We start from the raw sequence: 17,256 nt of genomic DNA on the forward strand, positions 1-17,256 counted from the left end.
TTCTCCCGGCCACCGGCGGGGGTCCCCAACGGGCCGGGCACCGGAGTCGGCCGAGGATCGCACCGCACGGAGTCTCATGAGTCAGCACCGTCACCCAGGCGCGTCCGATCGCGCCGGTGCCGTACCGGCGCTCCCGGACCTCCCGGAGGCGACCGTCGCGCGGCTCCCCGAGTATCTGCGCGCCCTGCACAACCTGGCCGACGCCGGGCACGAGACGGTGTCCAGCGAGGGCCTGGCCGGCGCTGCCGGGGTCAACTCGGCCAAGCTCCGCAAGGATCTCTCCCACCTCGGCTCGTACGGCACCCGGGGGGTCGGCTACGACGTCGCCCTGCTGGTCGACCAGATCGAGTTCGTGCTCGGGCTCACCCAACGCCGGGCGGTCGCCCTGGTCGGGGTGGGTAATCTCGGTCACGCCCTGGCCGGCTACGACGGCTTCGCCAGCCGGGGTTTCCGGATCGCGGCGCTCTTCGACGCCGACGCGTCCCGGGTCGGTGAGACGATCAACGGGCTGGCCGTGCGACACGTCGACGACCTGCCCCGGGTCGCCGCCGAGGAGGCGATCTCGATCGGCGTGATCGCCACCCCCGCCCCGGCCGCCCAGGCGGTGGCCGAGCAGCTGGTGGCCGCCGGCGTCACGAGCATCCTCAACTTCGCGCCCTGCGTACTCTCGGTGCCGGACGGCGTCGACGTGCGCAAGGTGGACCTCGCCATCGAGCTTCAGATCCTGTCCTTCCACGAGCACCGCAAGGCGTCGTTGACCGCGCTGCCCGCCACCGGCGGCTCCGCCCTCACCGCGCTGTCCGGCGGGCTCGCGACCCCCGACACCCAGGAGGCGATCGGCACGTGAAGCTGCTCGTCGTCGGCGCGTCCTACCGCACCGCTCCCGTGGTCACCCTGGAGCGGTTGGCGGTCGCCCCTGCCGACCTCACCCGAACCCTGGACCGACTGGTCGCCCAGCCGTACGTCGCCGAGGCGGTGCTCGTCTCCACCTGTAACCGGGTGGAGGTGTACGCCGCCGTGTCCGGCTTCCACGGCGGCCTCGGCGACATCTGCGCCGTCCTCGCCGAGCAGGCCGGTGCCCCGCCCGCCGCGTTCGCCAACCACCTCTACGTGCACTACGACTCGGCCGCCGTCGACCACGTCTTCCGGGTCGCCGCCGGGCTGGACTCCATGGTGGTCGGCGAAGCGCAGATCCTCGGCCAGCTCCGGGACGCCTACCACTGGGCCTCCGGCGCGGACACCGCCGGGCGGCTGCTGCACGAGCTGATGCAGCAGGCGTTGCGGGTCGGCAAGCGGGCGCACGCCGAGACCGACATCGACCGGGCCGGGCAGAGCGTCGTCACCGCCGCCCTGGACCTCACCGCCGAGCTGCTCGACGGCGACCTCGCCGGACGGCCGGCCATGGTGGTCGGCGCGGGCGCGATGGGCGCGCTGAGCGTGGCGACCCTGTCCCGCCGGGACGCCGGCCCGCTCACCGTCACCAACCGGGGCGCCGATCGGGCCGTCCGGCTGGCCGAGTCGTACGGGGCGAATGCCGTCCCGCTGGCCGACCTCGTCCCCGCGCTCTCCACAGTGGACATCGTAGTGGCCGCCACCGCGGCCACCGAACCGGTCCTCACCCTCGACGTGGTGGCCGGGGCGCTCGCCCGCCGTGCCCCGGACCGGGGGCCGCTGGTCCTGCTCGACCTCGCCGTGCCCCGCGACGTCGCGCCCGAGGTGGCCGAGCTGCCCGGCGTCGAGGTGATCGACATCGACCGGATGGCCACCCTGCTCGCCGACGGCCCGGCCGCCGCCGACGCCGCCGAGGTCAGCCGGATCGTGGCCGCCGAGGTCGAGGCGTTCCTGAGCTGGCTGCGGGGGGCCGACGTGGCACCCACCGTGGCCGCTCTGAGGGGGCGCGCCGACGACGTGGTCACCGCCGAGCTGCGCCGGCTCGCCCAGCGTCGCCCGGACTTCAGCGACGACCAGCGCGCCGAGGTCGCCCGGACCGTGCACCGGGTGGTGCAACGGCTGCTGCACCAGCCGACAGTCAAGGTCCGCCAGCTCGCCGCCGAACCGGGTGGCGACCAGTACGCCGCCCTGCTGCGCGAGCTGTTCGACCTGGAGGTGCCGCAGACCGCCGGAGTCGACTCGGTCCCCGACGTGGTGGAGACCGTCGACGGCCGTGCTTCGTTCGAGGTCGCCGGGGTGCCGACGAGCGGCACCGACCAGCCGTCCACCGGAGGTGCGCGATGACTGTCCCCCTGCGCCTCGGCACCCGGGGCAGCGCCCTGGCCTTGGCCCAATCAGGTCACGTCGCCGAGGCGATCACCGCGGCGACCGGACGCGCCGTCGAGCTGGTCGAGGTGGTCACCGCCGGTGACCGCTCGTCCGCGCCTGTGCAGCGGCTCGGCGTCGGTGTCTTCGTCTCGGCGTTGCGCGACGCGCTGACCGCCGGCACCATCGACCTCGCCGTGCACTCCTACAAGGATCTGCCCACCGCCGAGGCTGGTGGGCTGACCGTGGCGGCGGTGCCGCCCCGGCAGGATCCACGGGACGCGCTTGTCGCCACCGGCGGTCGTACCCTCGCGGAGCTGCCGCCCGGGGCCGTGGTCGGCACCGGCGCGCTGCGCCGAATCGCCCAGCTGCACGCCCTCGGTCTGCAACTGGAGGTCACCCCGATCCGGGGCAACGTCGACACCCGGCTCGGCCGGGTGCTCGGCCCCGACGCCGATCTCGACGCGGTCGTCCTGGCCCGGGCCGGGCTGGCCCGACTCGGCCGGACCGACGTGATCACCGAAACGCTCGACCCGATGCTGATGCTGCCCGCGCCCGCCCAGGGTGCGCTGGCCGTGGAGTGCCGGGTCGACGAATCCGACCTGGTCGAGCTGCTCGCCGTGCTCGACCATGCACCGTCCCGGGCCGCGGTCACCGCGGAACGGGCGCTGCTGGCCACCCTGGAGGCCGGGTGCTCCGCCCCGGTCGCCGCCTACGCCGTCGTCGCCGAAGGCGAGCCAACCGGCTCGGGTGCCGAAGGCGATGTTGTCCACGAGATTTACCTGCGCGGGGCGGTGATCAGCCCGGACGGTTCCCGAGACCTCCGGCTGTCCCGCACCGGAACGCCCGCCGACGCGGCGGAGATCGGCAAGGCACTCGCCGCCGAACTCCTCGAACTCGGCGCCGACTCGATCCTCGGCCACGAAGGAAGCACCGGCCCGGGGACCCAGCAATTTGGGAGCACAGAATGACCCGCACCCGTAAGCCCGTCGGCCGCATCGCGTTCGTCGGCGCCGGTCCCGGTGACCCGGGGCTGCTGACCCGCCGGGCCCACGACGCCCTGGTCGACGCCGACCAGGTGGTGTACGACCGGGGAGTCCCCGAGTCGCTGCTCGACGTCGTGCGTGCCCAGGCCCGGTCCGACGCCCAGTTCAGCCCCGCCGAGGGCGTGCCGGGCGACGTTGCCAAGATGCTCATCAGCGCGGCCCGCTCCGGGCTGAACGCGGTGCACCTGGTCGCCGGTGACCCGTTCGGCCACGACTCGGTGGTCAAGGAGGTGCAGGCGGTCGCGCGTACCGCCGCGCACTTCGAGGTGGTGCCGGGCGTCGGTCAGGCCGAGGGCGTCGCCACCTACGCCGGGGTACCGCTGCCCGGGGTACGCACCGCCGCCGACGTCGAGGACGTCGGCACGCTGGACTTCGACGCGCTCGCCGCCGCCGTCGGCCGGGGCTCGCTGGCCCTGGCGGTCGACGCCGGTGACCTGGCCGCCGTCCGGGACGGCCTGCTGGCCGCCGGGGTGAATGGCACCACCGGGGTCGGGGTGACCGGCGACGGCACCGGCGAGACGCAGTACACCACCACGTCGAGCGTGGACTCGTTCGTCGCGGCGGCGCTCGGTTTCACCGGCCGGGTGGTGCTCACCGTCGGCGAGGGCGTCGGCCAACGGGACAGGCTGAGCTGGTGGGAGAACCGCCCGCTGTACGGCTGGAAGGTGCTGGTCCCCCGGACCAAGGAGCAGGCCGGGGCGATGAGTGCCCGGCTGCGCGCGTACGGGGCGATCCCGTGCGAGGTGCCGACCATCGCGGTCGAGCCGCCGCGTACCCCGGCCCAGATGGAACGGGCGGTCAAGGGTCTGGTCGACGGCCGGTACGCCTGGGTGATCTTCACCTCGGTCAACGCGGTCCGGGCGGTCTGGGAGAAGTTCGCCGAGCACGGCCTGGACGCCAGGCACTTCGGCGGCGTCAAGATCGCCTGCATCGGCGAGGCCACCGCCGACGCGGTGCGTGCGTTCGGCATCCAGCCGGAGCTGATCCCCGCCGGGGAGCAGTCCTCCGAGGGGCTGTTGGCGGAGTTCTCCCCGCACGACGAGATCCTCGACCCGGTCGGCCGGGTGCTGCTGCCGCGCGCCGACATCGCCACCGAGACGCTCGCCGCCGGGCTCACCGAGCGCGGCTGGGAGGTCGACGACGTGACCGCGTACCGGACGGTCCGGGCCGCCCCGCCGCCCGCCGAGATCCGGGACGCGATCAAGTCGGGCGGGTTCGACGCGGTGCTCTTCACGTCTTCATCGACAGTACGCAACCTGGTAGGTATCGCCGGGAAGCCGCACGCGCGTACCGTTGTTGCCGTCATCGGGCCCAAGACGGCGGAGACCGCGACGGAGTTCGGCCTGCGGGTCGACGTACAGCCTCCGCACGCCTCGGTGCCCGACCTGGTCGAGGCGCTCGCCGCCTACGCCGTCGAACTGCGCGAGAAACTCGCCGCGATGCCGGCGAAGCAGCGTCGTGGTTCGAAGGTGCAGGGGCCGACCGCGCTGAGGTTCCGCTAGCCGTACTGGGAGGCCCCGCATGCCGTACCCCGAGATCCGGCCCCGCCGGCTGCGCCGTAACGCGGCGGTGCGGCGGCTGGTCTCCGAGACCCGCGTCGCCCCGGCCGAACTGGTCGTGCCGATGTTCGTCAAGGAGGGGCTGACCGAGCCACGGGCCATCGCGTCGCTCCCGGGGGTGCTCCAGCACTCCCGGGACTCGCTGCGCAAGGCGGCCGTGGAGGCGGTCCGGGCCGGGGTGGGCGGGATCATGCTGTTCGGGGTGCCCGAGCGGCGGGACCCGACCGGGTCCGGCGGGATCGACCCGGCCGGCATCCTGAACGTCGCCATCCGCGACGTGGTGGCCGAGGTCGGTGACGCCACCGTGGTGATGAGCGACCTGTGCCTGGACGAGTTCACCTCGCACGGGCACTGCGGCCTGCTCACCCCGGAGGGCGAGGTGGACAACGACGCCACCCTGGCCGCGTACGCCGAGATGGCGGTGGCCCAGGCGGACGCCGGGGTCGGCATGGTCGGCCCGTCCGGGATGATGGACGGCCAGGTGGGCGTGGTCCGCCGGGCCCTGGACGCCGCCGGTCACGCCGACGTGTCGGTGCTGGCGTACGCGGCGAAGTACGCCTCCGCCTTCTACGGGCCGTTCCGCGACGCCGTCGAGTCGGCGCTCGACGGCGACCGGCGCACCTACCAGCAGGACCCGGCAAACCTGCGGGAGTCGCTGCGCGAGGTCGAGCTGGACGTGGCCGAGGGTGCCGACCTGGTGATGGTGAAGCCGGCCCTGCCCTACCTCGACGTGGTGGCGGCCGTCCGGGCCGCCGTGGACGTCCCGGTCGCCGCCTACCAGGTCTCCGGCGAGTACGCGACTGTCGAGGCGGCTGCCGCGAACGGCTGGATCGACCGTGAGCGGGTGATGCTGGAGACGCTCACCTCGATCCGCCGGGCCGGGGCGCAGGTCATCCTCACCTACTGGGCGGTCGAAGCCGCCGCCCTGCTCCGCCAGCGTTACTGATCCTGCTCGCCGCGGCCCCGCCCGCCCTCTTCCCGCGCCGTCTGCCTGCGCCGTCTGCCTGCGGTGCTGCCTCGGGTCCCGCCCGCTTCCCGCTCTCGCGTCGTCCCCGCGCGGGTCGCTCACAGCCTGACCTGACTTCGAAGGGCGCACCGGCCCGCTCTGAATTGAGCCCGGTGCTGCCCGTCCACGGGTGAAGACGGCAGGCTGACTGCGATCGCCCGTTACTGTCTGTGCTCGACCACCCGAGGCGCCGAAGTCAGCGCGAGCTGGCGCGTTGGGCGGGGGTGCACCAGGGCACGGTGGGCCGGATCGAGGCGGGCGCGCTCACCCCGAGCATCGCCCTGCTGCGCCGGATCATCGCGGCGGCCGGCTTCCGGTTGGCAGTGGTCGACGAGTTCGGCCGGGTGCTCACCCCGATGCGGGACCGCGACGACGCCCGGGACGGCGCTGACCGTCGCTACCCTTCCCACCTGGACACGATTCTCGATCCGGAACCGGGTGAGTGGTGGGCGGACGTCTACGGGCTCGCCCGACCACCGGAGACGTTCTATCGCAACCGGGCCGTCCGGGACGCGATGCGCCGACGGAGCCAGTGGGAGGTGCGGGTGGCGAAGTACCGCAACGTGCCGCCCCCGCCCCGGGTGGTGCGCCCGCAATGGTGACGGCCCGTCGGCCCGGCGGGGAGGCCGGACCGACGGGCCGTCGGAGGTGCGGAACCGTCAGTCGTCGTTGACGATGGTGCCGGTCGCCAGCGGATCGGCGAACCGCAGATGCAGCGAACCCGCGACCGCGAACGCGATCTTCTCGTCCGACTCGCGCTTGCGGTCACCGCGCACGGTCACCGGGAACGCCAGCGAGGTCTGCCCGGCGGGCAGGGTCCGGCAGCCGACGTACGGCTCGAAGTCCAGCACGACGGTCGCGGTCAGCCCCACCGTGGCGGCGCAGAGCGTGGTCGGCTGGGACAGCGGGCGGGACACGGTGACCTGGAACGTCAGCGTGCTGGTGCCCCGGTCGCCCTCCACCACGGAGGCGTCGGCCACCCGCAGCGACGGTTGGCTGCGGAACCGGGCCACCTGCGGGTCGTGGTCACTTGCCCCACGGGTGCCGTCCCCGGTGAACTCAGCCGGCCAGTCCGCGTTGACGTGCGCCGCCCGGATCTGCACCAGGTCGTCGTGGAGCGCGTCGTTGACGAACAGGTTGTCCAACGTCTGCGCCGACCCCTGGAAGCTGTACGAGTACGCCGCCGACGGCACGTCGGCCACCAGGTCGTCCCACAGGTTGTGCAGGCCGGCCCGGTAGAGCGGCCCCAGCTGGTCCGACGGGGTCGGGTTCGCGGCGGTCGCGATCGGGTCGTCCGGACGGGGGAAGACGTTCAGGTCCCCGCCGTACACCACCCGGGCGTCCGGGTCGGCCGCCTCGATCGCGGTGACGATCGCCGCCCCGTACGCGGCCTGCTCGGTGCGCTGCCCGACCCGGCTGTCCGGCCCGGACGAGTAGTGGTTGCTCAGCGCGTACAGCAGGTAGGACTCCGACCCGCCGGGGGTCGCCTTCACCACGAACTTGCCCAGTTGCGGGGCCCGGGTGAAGACGTTGTCGCCGTCCTTGCCGGTCGAGGTGTCGGTGTCGGCCGGCAGCACCGCGTTGAGCGCCTTCGGGTTCTGCACGTCCGCGTTGGACGCCAGCCCCGCCGACCGGTACCGCACGGTGGGGGAGTTGCCCAGCAGCGGATCGGTGGCGGTCGCCCCGGCCAGCGACAACCGGTCGGTGCGGTACAGGAACGCCGAGGTGATGCCCCGGGCGTCCGCGCCGGTCCGGTCGTACGCCGCCGCGTAGGCGGGACCTCCGGCGGCCCGGATCGTCAGCGCCAGGTCCTGGAGGGTGTCCGGAGCACCGTCGGCGTTGTCGGTGGTGCCGCAGACCAGACTGCCGTCGGAGACCGCGCAGATGTCCTGGTCCTCCGCCTCCTGCACCAGGATCAGATCCGGGGCGTGCAGGTCGGTTCGGATCTGGGCGGCCAGCTCGGTCAGGTGCTCCCGGTAGTCGGCCTCGCCCGCCGGCACGTAGTCGAACGGCGGGGACACCCCGGGGCAACCCGAGTTGCCGGTGAAGTCGCAGCCGTCGAACGGGTCGTCGCGGAAGTCGTACAGGTTCTCCACGTTGTAGGTCGCCACCGCGACCTCCCGGGCCCGGTCCGCCGGGCGGGGCGGGTTGTTCGCCGCCGGGTCGACCCCGGCCGCCAGGGTGAGCGCCTCCGGTTGCACGCTGAACTTGCTGAAGCCGTACGACACCGCGCCGAACGCGTCGGTGGTGAGGGTGTCGAAGGTACGGGCCGGCGGGAGCAGCGCCGTCGAGTCACCGGCGGTGGCCTTCACGCCGCCGCCGCCGAGCAGGATGCGCTGCCCGTTGCCGTTGTCGAAGAGCTGCCCCGGCACGTCGTCCAGCGGGTGGGTGTCCCGGAACACCCGGCGGGCGTACGGGTCGGTCCGCTTCAGCAGCGGGTCCGCCCGGTCCACCACCCAGACCTCGGAGTCGGCGGTGGAGCCGAACACGTCCCGGGGACCGGTGACGCCGGAACCGCTGCGGACCCGCAGCCGGGCCCCCTCGTGCCGCTCCCAGAACCGGTCCGCCGCCGCCGCGTCGGCCGGTGGGGTGGCGTCGTCCACCGCCACGGCGGTGTTCACGTCGAGCCCCGAGTCGAGCCGGCGGACCAGCGAGGCACCGGAGAGCTGGGTCTGGTCGTAGTACTCCGAGACCCGGCCGCGCAGTACCACCTCGTCGCCGACGGTCGGCGCATAGCCACCGATCAGCGTGGTGAACGCGCCCATGAAGACGAAGATGCCGTCCGAACTGAGCGGGTCGCCGTCCTCGGTGCCGGTGCGGCTCTGGAGGTAGAAGCCGTACTGGTCGGCGCCGGCCGAGGTACGGGTCAGCGACTTCTGGGTGATCACGCCACGGACGTCGTACAGCAGGGGGCTGGTGCCGTTGCCGCTGGCCGGGGCGAGCGGCGACCGGTCGGTGCGAGGGTTCTCGTCGTCCCGGGTCTGCCCCTGCACCTGGCCCACCGACAGCACCGCGTTCACCTGCACGGTGAGCGGACAGGTGGCGGTGCCGCCGTCGGCGTCCGTCGCGGTCACGGTGACCGCGTAGGTGCCGCCGGGCAGGCCGGTGGCGGTGACCGTCGCGGTGGCCGTGCCACCCGGCGCGGTCGCCGGGGTGAACGCGGTACGGCTGATCGTGCCGCTCGTCGGGACCGGGCTGACCGCGGTGACCGCCAGGTCGACGATCGTGTCGTCCGGGTCGGTGCCGGTCACCTCCCGGGTGGCGGTCGCACCGGCCTCGATGGTCAGCGCCCCGCCGCAGGTCAGCACGGCCGGCTGGTCCACCGGGCCGCCTCCGTCGACGGTGTGCGCGCCCAGTCCGTCGAAGGTGTCGGTGGCGAACCCGGCCCACTGGGCGGCCGGGTCGAACGCGTCCGACGGGTCGGTGTCCCCGGCGGAGATCGACGGCAGTCGGCGCAGCGTGTTGTCGGCGGTGCTGGTCAGCCCGCTGCCCCATTCGGTGCCCGGGTCGACGCCGACCTGACCGATCGCGTCGAGCACCACGCCACCCCGGCGCAGCACGATCGCGTCGTCGCCGTTGAACAGGCTCGCGCCGGTGGTCTGGTCGGCCTGGGCGAGGATCGCCGGCCCGGCCGAGGCGGCGGCGAAGACGAAGACGTCCCCGGCGGCGACCGTGCCGGTGAGGGCGATTGTGGTGGCCGTGGTCGACCCGTTGAAGTAGAGCTGGAACTGGTAGCCGCCGGCGGTGAGGTCGACCGGGGCACCGGTGCCGTTGTACAGCTCGATCGCCTTGTTGTTGGACGAACCTTCGACGTACTCGGAGATGAACAGGTCGGTGGGCGCGGCGGTGGCCGCGGTGGGAGCGACGCCGAGCACCGGTACGGCGACGACGGCGACGGTGGCGAGCGCGGCGAATCTGCGGCGCAGGCGCATGGGGCCTCCACGATGGGTGGACGGGAACCAACGCACGTTAAGGTGCGCCGCTGTCCGCCGTCCATCCCCCGGGCGGCGCTGTGGTGAATTCGCGACAGCGCCGCTCAGTGTTGGGCGTCGAGGCGGTGCACCAGCTCGGCGACGTCCACGCTGTATTCGCACCAGTCCCGGTCGGGCTGGTAACCCAGCTCGGCGTTCACCTTGAGCATCGCCTCGTTGGCCTGGGCGTTCCAGGTCTGCACCTCGGTCAGCTCCGGCTCGGCGGAACGCAACTCCAACAGCATGCGTGCCTTGATCGCCCGGTCGATGCCGTAACCCTGGTGGTCGCGCACCACGATGGTGTCGTACTGGTCGGCGCGGGTGGGGTGCTGGACCGGCACCACCACCTCGGTCAGGCCGGCCACCGTGCCGGTCTGCTCGTGCAGGGCGAGCACGATGTACGGCTTCATCCCCCGGCGGTGCAGCGTGTCGAGGCTGTCCCGCAGCCGCTGCGGGTCGTACGAGCTGGGGCGCAGTTCGCCGTCCTCGACGTCGCGCACCTCGGCCTTCGCCCGCGCGTACGCCTCGATCAGGTCGTCGGACGGCCCGCCCGGGTAGAACTCCAGGTGGTAGCCGGGGCCGACGCCGGCGGCCATCTCGGTGAGCGCCGTCCAGTCGACAGTGCCCAGGTCGAGCACGCTGCGGGTCTCGACGTACTCCTGGGTGAAGCCCAGCGACGAATAGAAGCCGATCGCCGGGGTGTCGCCGACCACCTCGACCCCGATCGACCGGAAACCCTCCTGGTAGACCCGTCGGGCGGCGATCAGCACCAGGTCACGGCCGAGCCCGGTCCGGCGTACCGCCGGGTGCACCAGCACCTCCAGGACGCCGATGTCGCCGAGCAGCAGCACGTGCACGTGCCCGAGGATCGCACCGGGCTCACCCTCGGCCGGTTGGTCGGCCTGGGCCACCCAGGAGATGCGTCGTTCGCCGGGCATCACCTCGGAGAGGTACTCCCGTAGGGAATCCTCCCGCCAGGGCGGGTCCTGCGGGAGGTCGGCTGCGAGAACCGCGTTCAGCGTGTCCAGCACGGAGCCGATCTCGGCGGACGACGCGGTTCGGGGGTCCCACTCGCGCACCATCACGCGTCTAGCTTGCCGTCAATGGCTTCTCGGGGGAAGTGTCCGGTCCGGCAATGTATGCGAACGATCACCTCACGTACGGCTTGCGCGTCCATATTCGTGGGCCTTGTCGAAGACGTCCTGGGCGTACCGGCGTACGTCGTTGTAGGAGAGAATGGCCCCCCACCAGTCGCCGGGGATGGTCATGTTCCGGCCGCCCTGGCACAGGTAGTTGCCGGCGGCCAGCGCGGTGTCGTCCAGGTCGTGCGGGTCCTTGCGGCCGTCGTTGTCGGCGTCCGCGCCGACCTGCTGCCAGGTGGTGGGGATGAACTGCATCGGCCCGATCGCCCGGTCGTAGACGGTGTCCCGGTCGAACAGCCCGCCGTCGGTGTCCCGGATCAGGGAGCGCCCGCCCTTGCCGTCGAGCGGATCGCCGATGATCTCCGGTACGGCCCGGCCGTCCGGCCCGAGCGTCGCGCCGTTGGCCTGTCCGTGCCGGGACTCGACGTAGCCGATCGCGGCGAGCGTGGTCCAGCTCAGCTGGCAGCTCCGGTTGGTCTGGGCGAGCACCAGCTCGGCGTAGCCGTACGCCTGCATGGCGATCGGAGAGATGCCCACCTTGCCGCCGGTGACCCGGGCCCAGTCGGCCAGCCCGTCGGCGGGCCGGCCGGCGGCGGTCGGTGCGACCGGTCCGGTCGGTGCGACCCCGCCCGTCGGGAAGCCGCCCGGCGGCAGTGCGGGGCCGCTCCCGCCCGGGAGTACCGGGACTCCGGTGGTCGCGGTGACCGACGGGAATCCCGGGCCGGCGGTGGCGGCGTCGTCCACCGCGACCGGTCGGGGTGCCCGGACCGCGCTCGGCACCACCACCGCACCGACCGCGGCAGTCGCCGCGACCAGCGCGAACAGGAACAGGGCCGGCAGGGTCAGCCGACCGCTGGGGCGGCGGGACCAGGCCCGGGTGGCCCGGGTGGCGGCCCCCACCGCCTGCCGGGGTGGCGGCAGCCGGACCGCGTGCGCGAACGGGATCCGCCGGCGTCGACCTCCCGCCGCACCGCCGCCCGGCTCCGTCTTCGTATCCGGCTCGGGCGTCTTGCCCGGCTCGGGCGGGGCGTCGGCCGTCGGGGGCTGACCACCGGCGGGCCCGGCTCCGGCATCGGTCTCGGCGGCCGGTGGGGTCTCGGCGGCCGGTGGGGTCGAGGGATCGCGCCGGGGCCGGCGGGGCCGGGGAATCCAGCCGCGACGCGGGACTGCGGACACGTCCTCGGGCGGTGCCGCTGCTCGCAGGGGCCGTACCGTCGAATCTTCGCCGCTCACCACCGTTTGAGTATCACCCATCCCGGTCCGGGAGTCAGGTCCGGTCGTAGGGTGGGGGCATGCCCCGGTACGAGTTCCGCTGCCGCGCCTGCGGCGACACTTTCGAGGTCAACCGACCGATGGCCGAGGCCGGTGCGCCGGCCGACTGCCCCCAGGGTCACGCCGACACGGTCAAGCTCCTCTCGACAGTGGCGGTCACCGGCCGTGGTGGCGGCTCCGCGACCGGTGGGGCCCCGGCCGCGCCCGCCGGCGGTGGCTGCTGCGGTGGTGGCTGCGGCTGCTGAGCGGGCCGATGCGCCCGATGTAACGGTGTGGCACGCCAGTACGCCGAATCAGTGACCCCTTGGGTCCGAGATCGCCCGACCGTTCTCACGATGCGTGACCGGTTGACCATAGGGCAGCATGAACCCGACGTCAGGGGCGGAGGTGCCACGCATGTCTCCACGGATCCACCTCCCGAGCGGTTGGGTGACCTTTGTGTTCACCGACATCGAAGGCTCCACCCGGCTGGCCCAGCTGCTCGGGCCGGACTACCGCCCGGTGCTCTGGGAACATCGCCGGCTGCTGCGCGACACCCTCGCCGAGACCGACGGCGCGGAGCTGCTGACCGAGGGGGACTCCTTCTTCCTCGCCTTCCCGGACGCGTCGGCGGCGCTGACCGCCTGCCTGACCGCGCAGCGGGCACTGTCCACCCACGACTGGCCGAACCCGGAGGCCGCGCCGAGGGTACGGATGGGTCTGCACACCGGTTACGCGGAACCCCGCGACGGCGAGTACGCCAGTCCCGAGGTGCACCGGGCCGCCCGGGTGGCCGCCGCCGCGCACGGCGGCCAGGTGCTCTGTTCGGCCTCGACCGCCCGGCTGGCCGACCCGCTGCCCGCCGGGGCCACCCTGATCGACCTGGGCCTGCACCGGCTCCGGGGCTTCGACGACCGGGAGCGGCTGTTCCAGCTCGTCGCGCCGGGGCTGGAGCGGCAGTTCCCGCGCCCGCGTACCGCCGAGGCGTTGGCGCACAACCTGCCCACCCAGGTCACCACGTTCGTCGGCCGGGAGACCGAACGGGTCGAGTTGGATCTGCTGATCCGCCGGCACCGGCTGGTCACGGTGGTCGGCGCGGGCGGCGCGGGTAAGACCCGACTCGCCGTCGAAGTGGCGTCCGGCCAGGTGGAGGCGTACCCGGACGGGGTGTGGTTCGTCGACATCGCCACGGTCACCGACCCGGGCCTGGTGGCGTTCGCGATCGCCGCCGTGCTCGGGCCGCGTCCGGAACCGGGCCGCCCGATCCTCGACACCCTGGTCGAGTACGCCTCGGTGCGGCGGATGCTGGTGGTGCTCGACACCTGTGACGCCCAGCCGGCGGCCTGCGCCGAGGTGATCTCCCGGCTGCTGGCCGGTGGCAGCGGGGTGCGGGTGCTGGCCACCAGTCGTGAGGCGTTCGGTCTCCCCGGTGAGGTGGTGTGGCGGATTCCGCCGCTGGCGGTCGACCCGCAGCCGGGGCGTACCGAGAGCGACGCGGTGGCGCTGCTGCTGGACCGCACGGCGGCCGCCCGGGGTGGTCGGCCGCCGGAGTGGACCGAGACCGCCGACCTGCGTCGGGTGGTGCAGCGGCTGGACGGGCTGCCGCTGGCGATCGAGCTGGCCGCGGCCCGGTTGCGGGTGCTCTCCGCCGGTCAGTTGGCGGCCCGGCTCGACGACGTGCTGGGCACCCTCGACGCCGGCCGGGGCGCTCCGGAACCGCCCGTGGAGCGGGGCTGGGCGGGCAACCAGCAGGACACGGTGGACCTGGTCGCCGCCGCCGCCGGGCAGACGCCACCGAGCCCGGCGCAGCGGGCGGTGCAGCGGTCCGCCACCGAGCGGCACCTCACCATGCAGGCCACGGTCACCTGGTCGTACCGGACGTTGGGGCCACGGGCGGCCCGGCTGTTGCGCTGGTTGGCTGTCTTCGCCGGGCCGGTGGACCTGGCCACGGTGGAGTGGCTGTTCGGCGACGATCCGCTCGACCCGCTGTCGGTGCTGGCGGACAAGTCGATGGTGGTTGCCGAACTGCACGCCTCCGGCAGCACCTACCGGATGCTCGACCCGATCCGGGCGTACGCGGCGCGGCGGCTGGTCGAGACCGGAGAGGCGCAGGCCGCCCGGGACCGGCACGTGGCCTGGGCGCAGCACGCGCTGCACCGGGCACATCTCGGGGCTGACGGCCGCCCGGTCACCCTGTCGCTCTACGCGTTGGACCCGCTCGCCGGTGAGCTGCGGGCGGCGCTGCGCTGGTCGGCCACCGGGGGCAGCGCCCGCGCCGGGTTACGGCTGGCAGGTGGGCTGGACCAGTGGTGGCGGGAGCGGGGGCTGTCCCGGGAGGCCCGGCTCTGGCTGTTCCGGCTGTACGGGCGGATCGCCGAGACCGGCGAGGCGATCCCCGAGGCGGAGCTGGCGGCGGCGTACCACCTGCACTCGTTGCACGCCGGTGCGGACGGTGAGTTCGGTGAGGAGCTGCGGTTCTCGCAGCGGGCGGAGGCGGCGGCCCGGCAGGCCGGTGACGCGGGACTGCTGGCCCGGGTGCTCGCCGGGCGGGCCGCGCCGTTGATCGACATGGGGCAGTTCGCCGAGGCGGAGCGGGTCTGCCGGGAGGTCATCGACTGGGCCGACGAGCAGGAGGTCGGCGGGGACGCGTTGCTGGCCGTCTACAACCTGGCCGAGCTGCTGTGGCGGCGGGGCGCGTTGGCGGAGGCTGCGGAGCTGCTCGGGGCGGCCCGCCCGGTGGAGGCGGCCCGCCCGGTGGAGCGGGGTCGCCGGTCGGTGGACATGCTGCTGGGCATGGTGGCGCTGGCCCGGCGTGACCTGGTGGCCGCGCACGAGCACCTGCTGGTGGCGCTGCGGGCCCGGATGGGGCACGGCTACCACGGGCGGGCCGGCGACACGGTGAACGCGGTGGCGGTGCGCTGCGCGCTGGGCGGGGAACCGTTGACGGCGGCCCGGCTCTTCGGCGCGGCCCAGGCCACCAGGGCCCGGCTGCGGGGCACCCCCGGCATCTACGGGGCGTACTGGTTGGAGCGGCAGGCCGAGCTGCGGCGCACCCTCGGCGACGCGGCCTTCGACGCCGCGTACGGCGAGGGTGGTGAGCTGGGTCTGGAGGAGGCGGCGGCGGTGGCGTTCGCGGTGGAGCACCCGGACCTGGCGGCGGACTCGGTCCGGTTCCGGGCCACCGGCACGGCGACGCCCCGGCCGACCGGCACGGCGACGCCCCGGCCGACCGGCACGGCGACGCCCCGGCCGACCGGCACGGCGACGCCCCGGCCGGCTGGCCGGCGCGACGCGGAACGCCGGGAGGAGTGGGCGTGACCTGCCCCGCCGCCCGGTGCGGGAACGACGCGGCGGGCCCGGCCCGGTGGATACGGTCTGGCGAACGCCCCGGGTGATGTGGTCACCCGGGGCGTCCGTGGTCGGTCAGCGCACCACCCGGGCCGGTGAGGCGGCGCTCTCGTTCCACACCCGGTCCAGTGCGGTCACCTGGTAGGTGTACGTCCGGCCGGGTGTCGCGGTGGAATCCACCCAGGACTGCGACCGCCCCGGGGTGGCCCGGACGGTGCCGACGAGGTGTGCCGCGTCGGCCCGGTCGCACCCGTCGACCCGACCGGCCCCGTCGAAGCGGTAGACCGCGTACGACGTGGCGGTGCCGAGCGGGCCCTTACCGTCGGCCGGTCCACGCCAGCGCAGCCGTACCCCGTCGGCGGTCCGCTCGGCCCGGGTCAGCACCGGGCGCGGCAGCGGCTTCGCCGGCAGGTGCGGCATGGGCGGCACCAGCGCCGGCCGGGAGTAGTGCGCGGCGGCGTAGGCGCTCGTCGCGCCGAGCCGGTCGGCCCGCACCTGGACGGCGGAGAAGTGCACGTTGCCGAGCACCTCCGGGTACGACCGGTTGAGCGTCAGGTGGTCCGACAGCTCCTGCGGGTTCATCCAGTACGTGCCGTAGGTCGGATCACCGCTCTTGTAGTCCGCCTGACCGACGTAGAGCTGCACCCGGGTGCCGCGTACGGTCTGCGCCCACCAGGGCACCAGTCGGGCGTAGTCGGCAGCCGGGTACTGGCCGATGTACCAGTAGAGCTGCGGCACGACGTAGTCGATCCACTCCTGCCTGACCCACCTGCGGGTGTCGGCGGAGATGATGTCGTACGACTGGCTGCCGGTGGTGTCCGAACCGTCCGGGTCGGCGCTGGCGTTGCGCCAGATGCCGAACGGGCTGACCCCGAATTTCACCCACGGCTTCGCCGCCTTGATCCTGGTCCCCATCTCCTGGATCAGCAGGTCGATGTTGTCCCGCCGCCAGGCGGCCCGGTCGGTGAACCCCCTGTGGTACGCGGCGAAGGTGGCGTCGTCGGGCACCTGGTAGCTACCGCTCGGGTACGGGTAGAAGTAGTCGTCGAAGTGCACGGCGTCGACGTCGTACCGGGAGACGGCGTCCATGATCGCGGTCTGGACGAACTCGCGGACCTCGGGGACGCCCGGGTCGTAGTAGAGCCGGCTGCCCGCGACGCCGGCCGGCGGGTAGGCGAACGCCCACCCGGGATGCCGCCGGGCCGGGTGGTCCGGGGCGAGCTGTGCCAGGTCCGCCCCCGCGCCGCCGGGTGCCGGCATGGAGATCCGGTACGGGTTGAACCAGGCGTGGAACTCCAGGTTCCGTCGGTGCGACTCGGCGACCAGGAAGGCCAGCGGATCCCAGCCCGGGTCCTGCCCGCGTACCCCGGTCAGATACTCCGACCACGGCTCGTACCCCGACGGCCAGAACGCGTCGGCGGTGGGGCGGACCTGGACCACCACCGCGTTGTGGTGCAGCCGTTGCGCCAGGTCGAGCCAGCCCCGGTACTCTGCCTGCTGGGCGGCGACCCGGTCGGGGGCGGTCCGGGAGTCCGCGCTCGGCCAGTCGATGTTCACCACCGACGAGATCCACATCGCCCGGAACTGCCGCTTCGGCACCGCCGGATCCACCGCACAGCCCCCACCGCCGGTGCCACCCGTCCCGGCTGTGCGACTGGTGACCCCGCCCCCATCCCC

General features: G+C 73.7%; 12 protein-coding genes. 8 read left to right on the forward strand and 4 right to left on the reverse strand.

What is annotated here, in order from left to right:
- Positions 1-76: 76 nt before the first annotated feature.
- From AC0AIB_RS26960 to AC0AIB_RS26985, 6 genes are all read left to right on the forward strand, one after another.
- Positions 77-847, forward strand: coding sequence for a redox-sensing transcriptional repressor Rex (locus AC0AIB_RS26960; RefSeq protein ID WP_328342629.1), 771 nt, complete (start codon positions 77-79; stop codon positions 845-847).
- On the forward strand, positions 844-2,235 hold the full coding sequence (locus AC0AIB_RS26965; protein WP_328342630.1) for a glutamyl-tRNA reductase: 1,392 nt from the start codon (positions 844-846) through the stop codon (positions 2,233-2,235). The genes AC0AIB_RS26960 and AC0AIB_RS26965 overlap by 4 nt, the downstream gene beginning before the upstream one ends.
- Positions 2,232-3,227, forward strand: coding sequence for a hydroxymethylbilane synthase (gene hemC / locus AC0AIB_RS26970; RefSeq protein WP_328342631.1), 996 nt, complete (start codon positions 2,232-2,234; stop codon positions 3,225-3,227). The genes AC0AIB_RS26965 and hemC overlap by 4 nt, the downstream gene beginning before the upstream one ends.
- Positions 3,224-4,804: a bifunctional uroporphyrinogen-III C-methyltransferase/uroporphyrinogen-III synthase gene (locus tag AC0AIB_RS26975; RefSeq protein ID WP_328342632.1), complete on the forward strand. Its 1,581-nt coding sequence runs from the start codon at positions 3,224-3,226 to the stop codon at positions 4,802-4,804. Before hemC ends, AC0AIB_RS26975 begins: the two co-directional genes overlap by 4 nt.
- 19 nt (positions 4,805-4,823) lie before the next feature.
- Positions 4,824-5,807: a porphobilinogen synthase gene (hemB, locus tag AC0AIB_RS26980; protein ID WP_328342633.1), complete on the forward strand. Its 984-nt coding sequence runs from the start codon at positions 4,824-4,826 to the stop codon at positions 5,805-5,807.
- Between the two features lie 230 nt (positions 5,808-6,037).
- Positions 6,038-6,469, forward strand: coding sequence for a helix-turn-helix transcriptional regulator (locus tag AC0AIB_RS26985; protein WP_465097725.1), 432 nt, complete (start codon positions 6,038-6,040; stop codon positions 6,467-6,469).
- A 57-nt stretch (positions 6,470-6,526) separates the two neighbouring features.
- Here AC0AIB_RS26985 and AC0AIB_RS26990 read toward each other — a convergent pair whose 3' ends face one another.
- The 3 genes from AC0AIB_RS26990 to AC0AIB_RS27000 form a co-directional block, all read right to left on the reverse strand.
- Positions 6,527-9,799, reverse strand: a complete 3,273-nt coding sequence (locus AC0AIB_RS26990; RefSeq protein WP_328342635.1) for a lamin tail domain-containing protein — start codon at positions 9,797-9,799, stop codon at positions 6,527-6,529.
- 104 nt (positions 9,800-9,903) lie between these two features.
- Positions 9,904-10,920 (reverse strand): GNAT family N-acetyltransferase, encoded by a 1,017-nt coding sequence (locus tag AC0AIB_RS26995; RefSeq protein WP_328349026.1) that lies wholly within the window; start codon positions 10,918-10,920, stop codon positions 9,904-9,906.
- Between the two features lie 72 nt (positions 10,921-10,992).
- A complete protein-coding gene (locus AC0AIB_RS27000) occupies positions 10,993-12,216 on the reverse strand; it encodes a lytic transglycosylase domain-containing protein (RefSeq protein WP_465097726.1) in 1,224 nt (407 codons plus the stop codon).
- A gap of 56 nt (positions 12,217-12,272) precedes the next feature.
- Here AC0AIB_RS27000 and AC0AIB_RS27005 point away from each other — a divergent pair, with 56 nt between their 5' ends.
- Both AC0AIB_RS27005 and AC0AIB_RS27010 read left to right on the forward strand, forming a co-directional pair.
- The gene (locus tag AC0AIB_RS27005) at positions 12,273-12,497 is read left to right on the forward strand and encodes an FmdB family zinc ribbon protein (RefSeq protein ID WP_328342639.1); all 225 of its coding nucleotides are present in this window, start codon (positions 12,273-12,275) and stop codon (positions 12,495-12,497) included.
- Positions 12,498-12,648: 151 nt separating this feature from the next.
- On the forward strand, positions 12,649-15,549 hold the full coding sequence (locus AC0AIB_RS27010) for an ATP-binding protein (protein WP_328342641.1): 2,901 nt from the start codon (positions 12,649-12,651) through the stop codon (positions 15,547-15,549).
- Positions 15,550-15,654: 105 nt separating this feature from the next.
- Here AC0AIB_RS27010 and AC0AIB_RS27015 read toward each other — a convergent pair.
- Positions 15,655-17,256, reverse strand: a 1,602-nt coding sequence (locus tag AC0AIB_RS27015) for a glycoside hydrolase family 10-like protein (protein ID WP_465097727.1), incomplete at its 5' end; no start/stop codon positions are given.

It is taken from the genome of Micromonospora sp. DSM 43699, assembly GCF_055517075.1.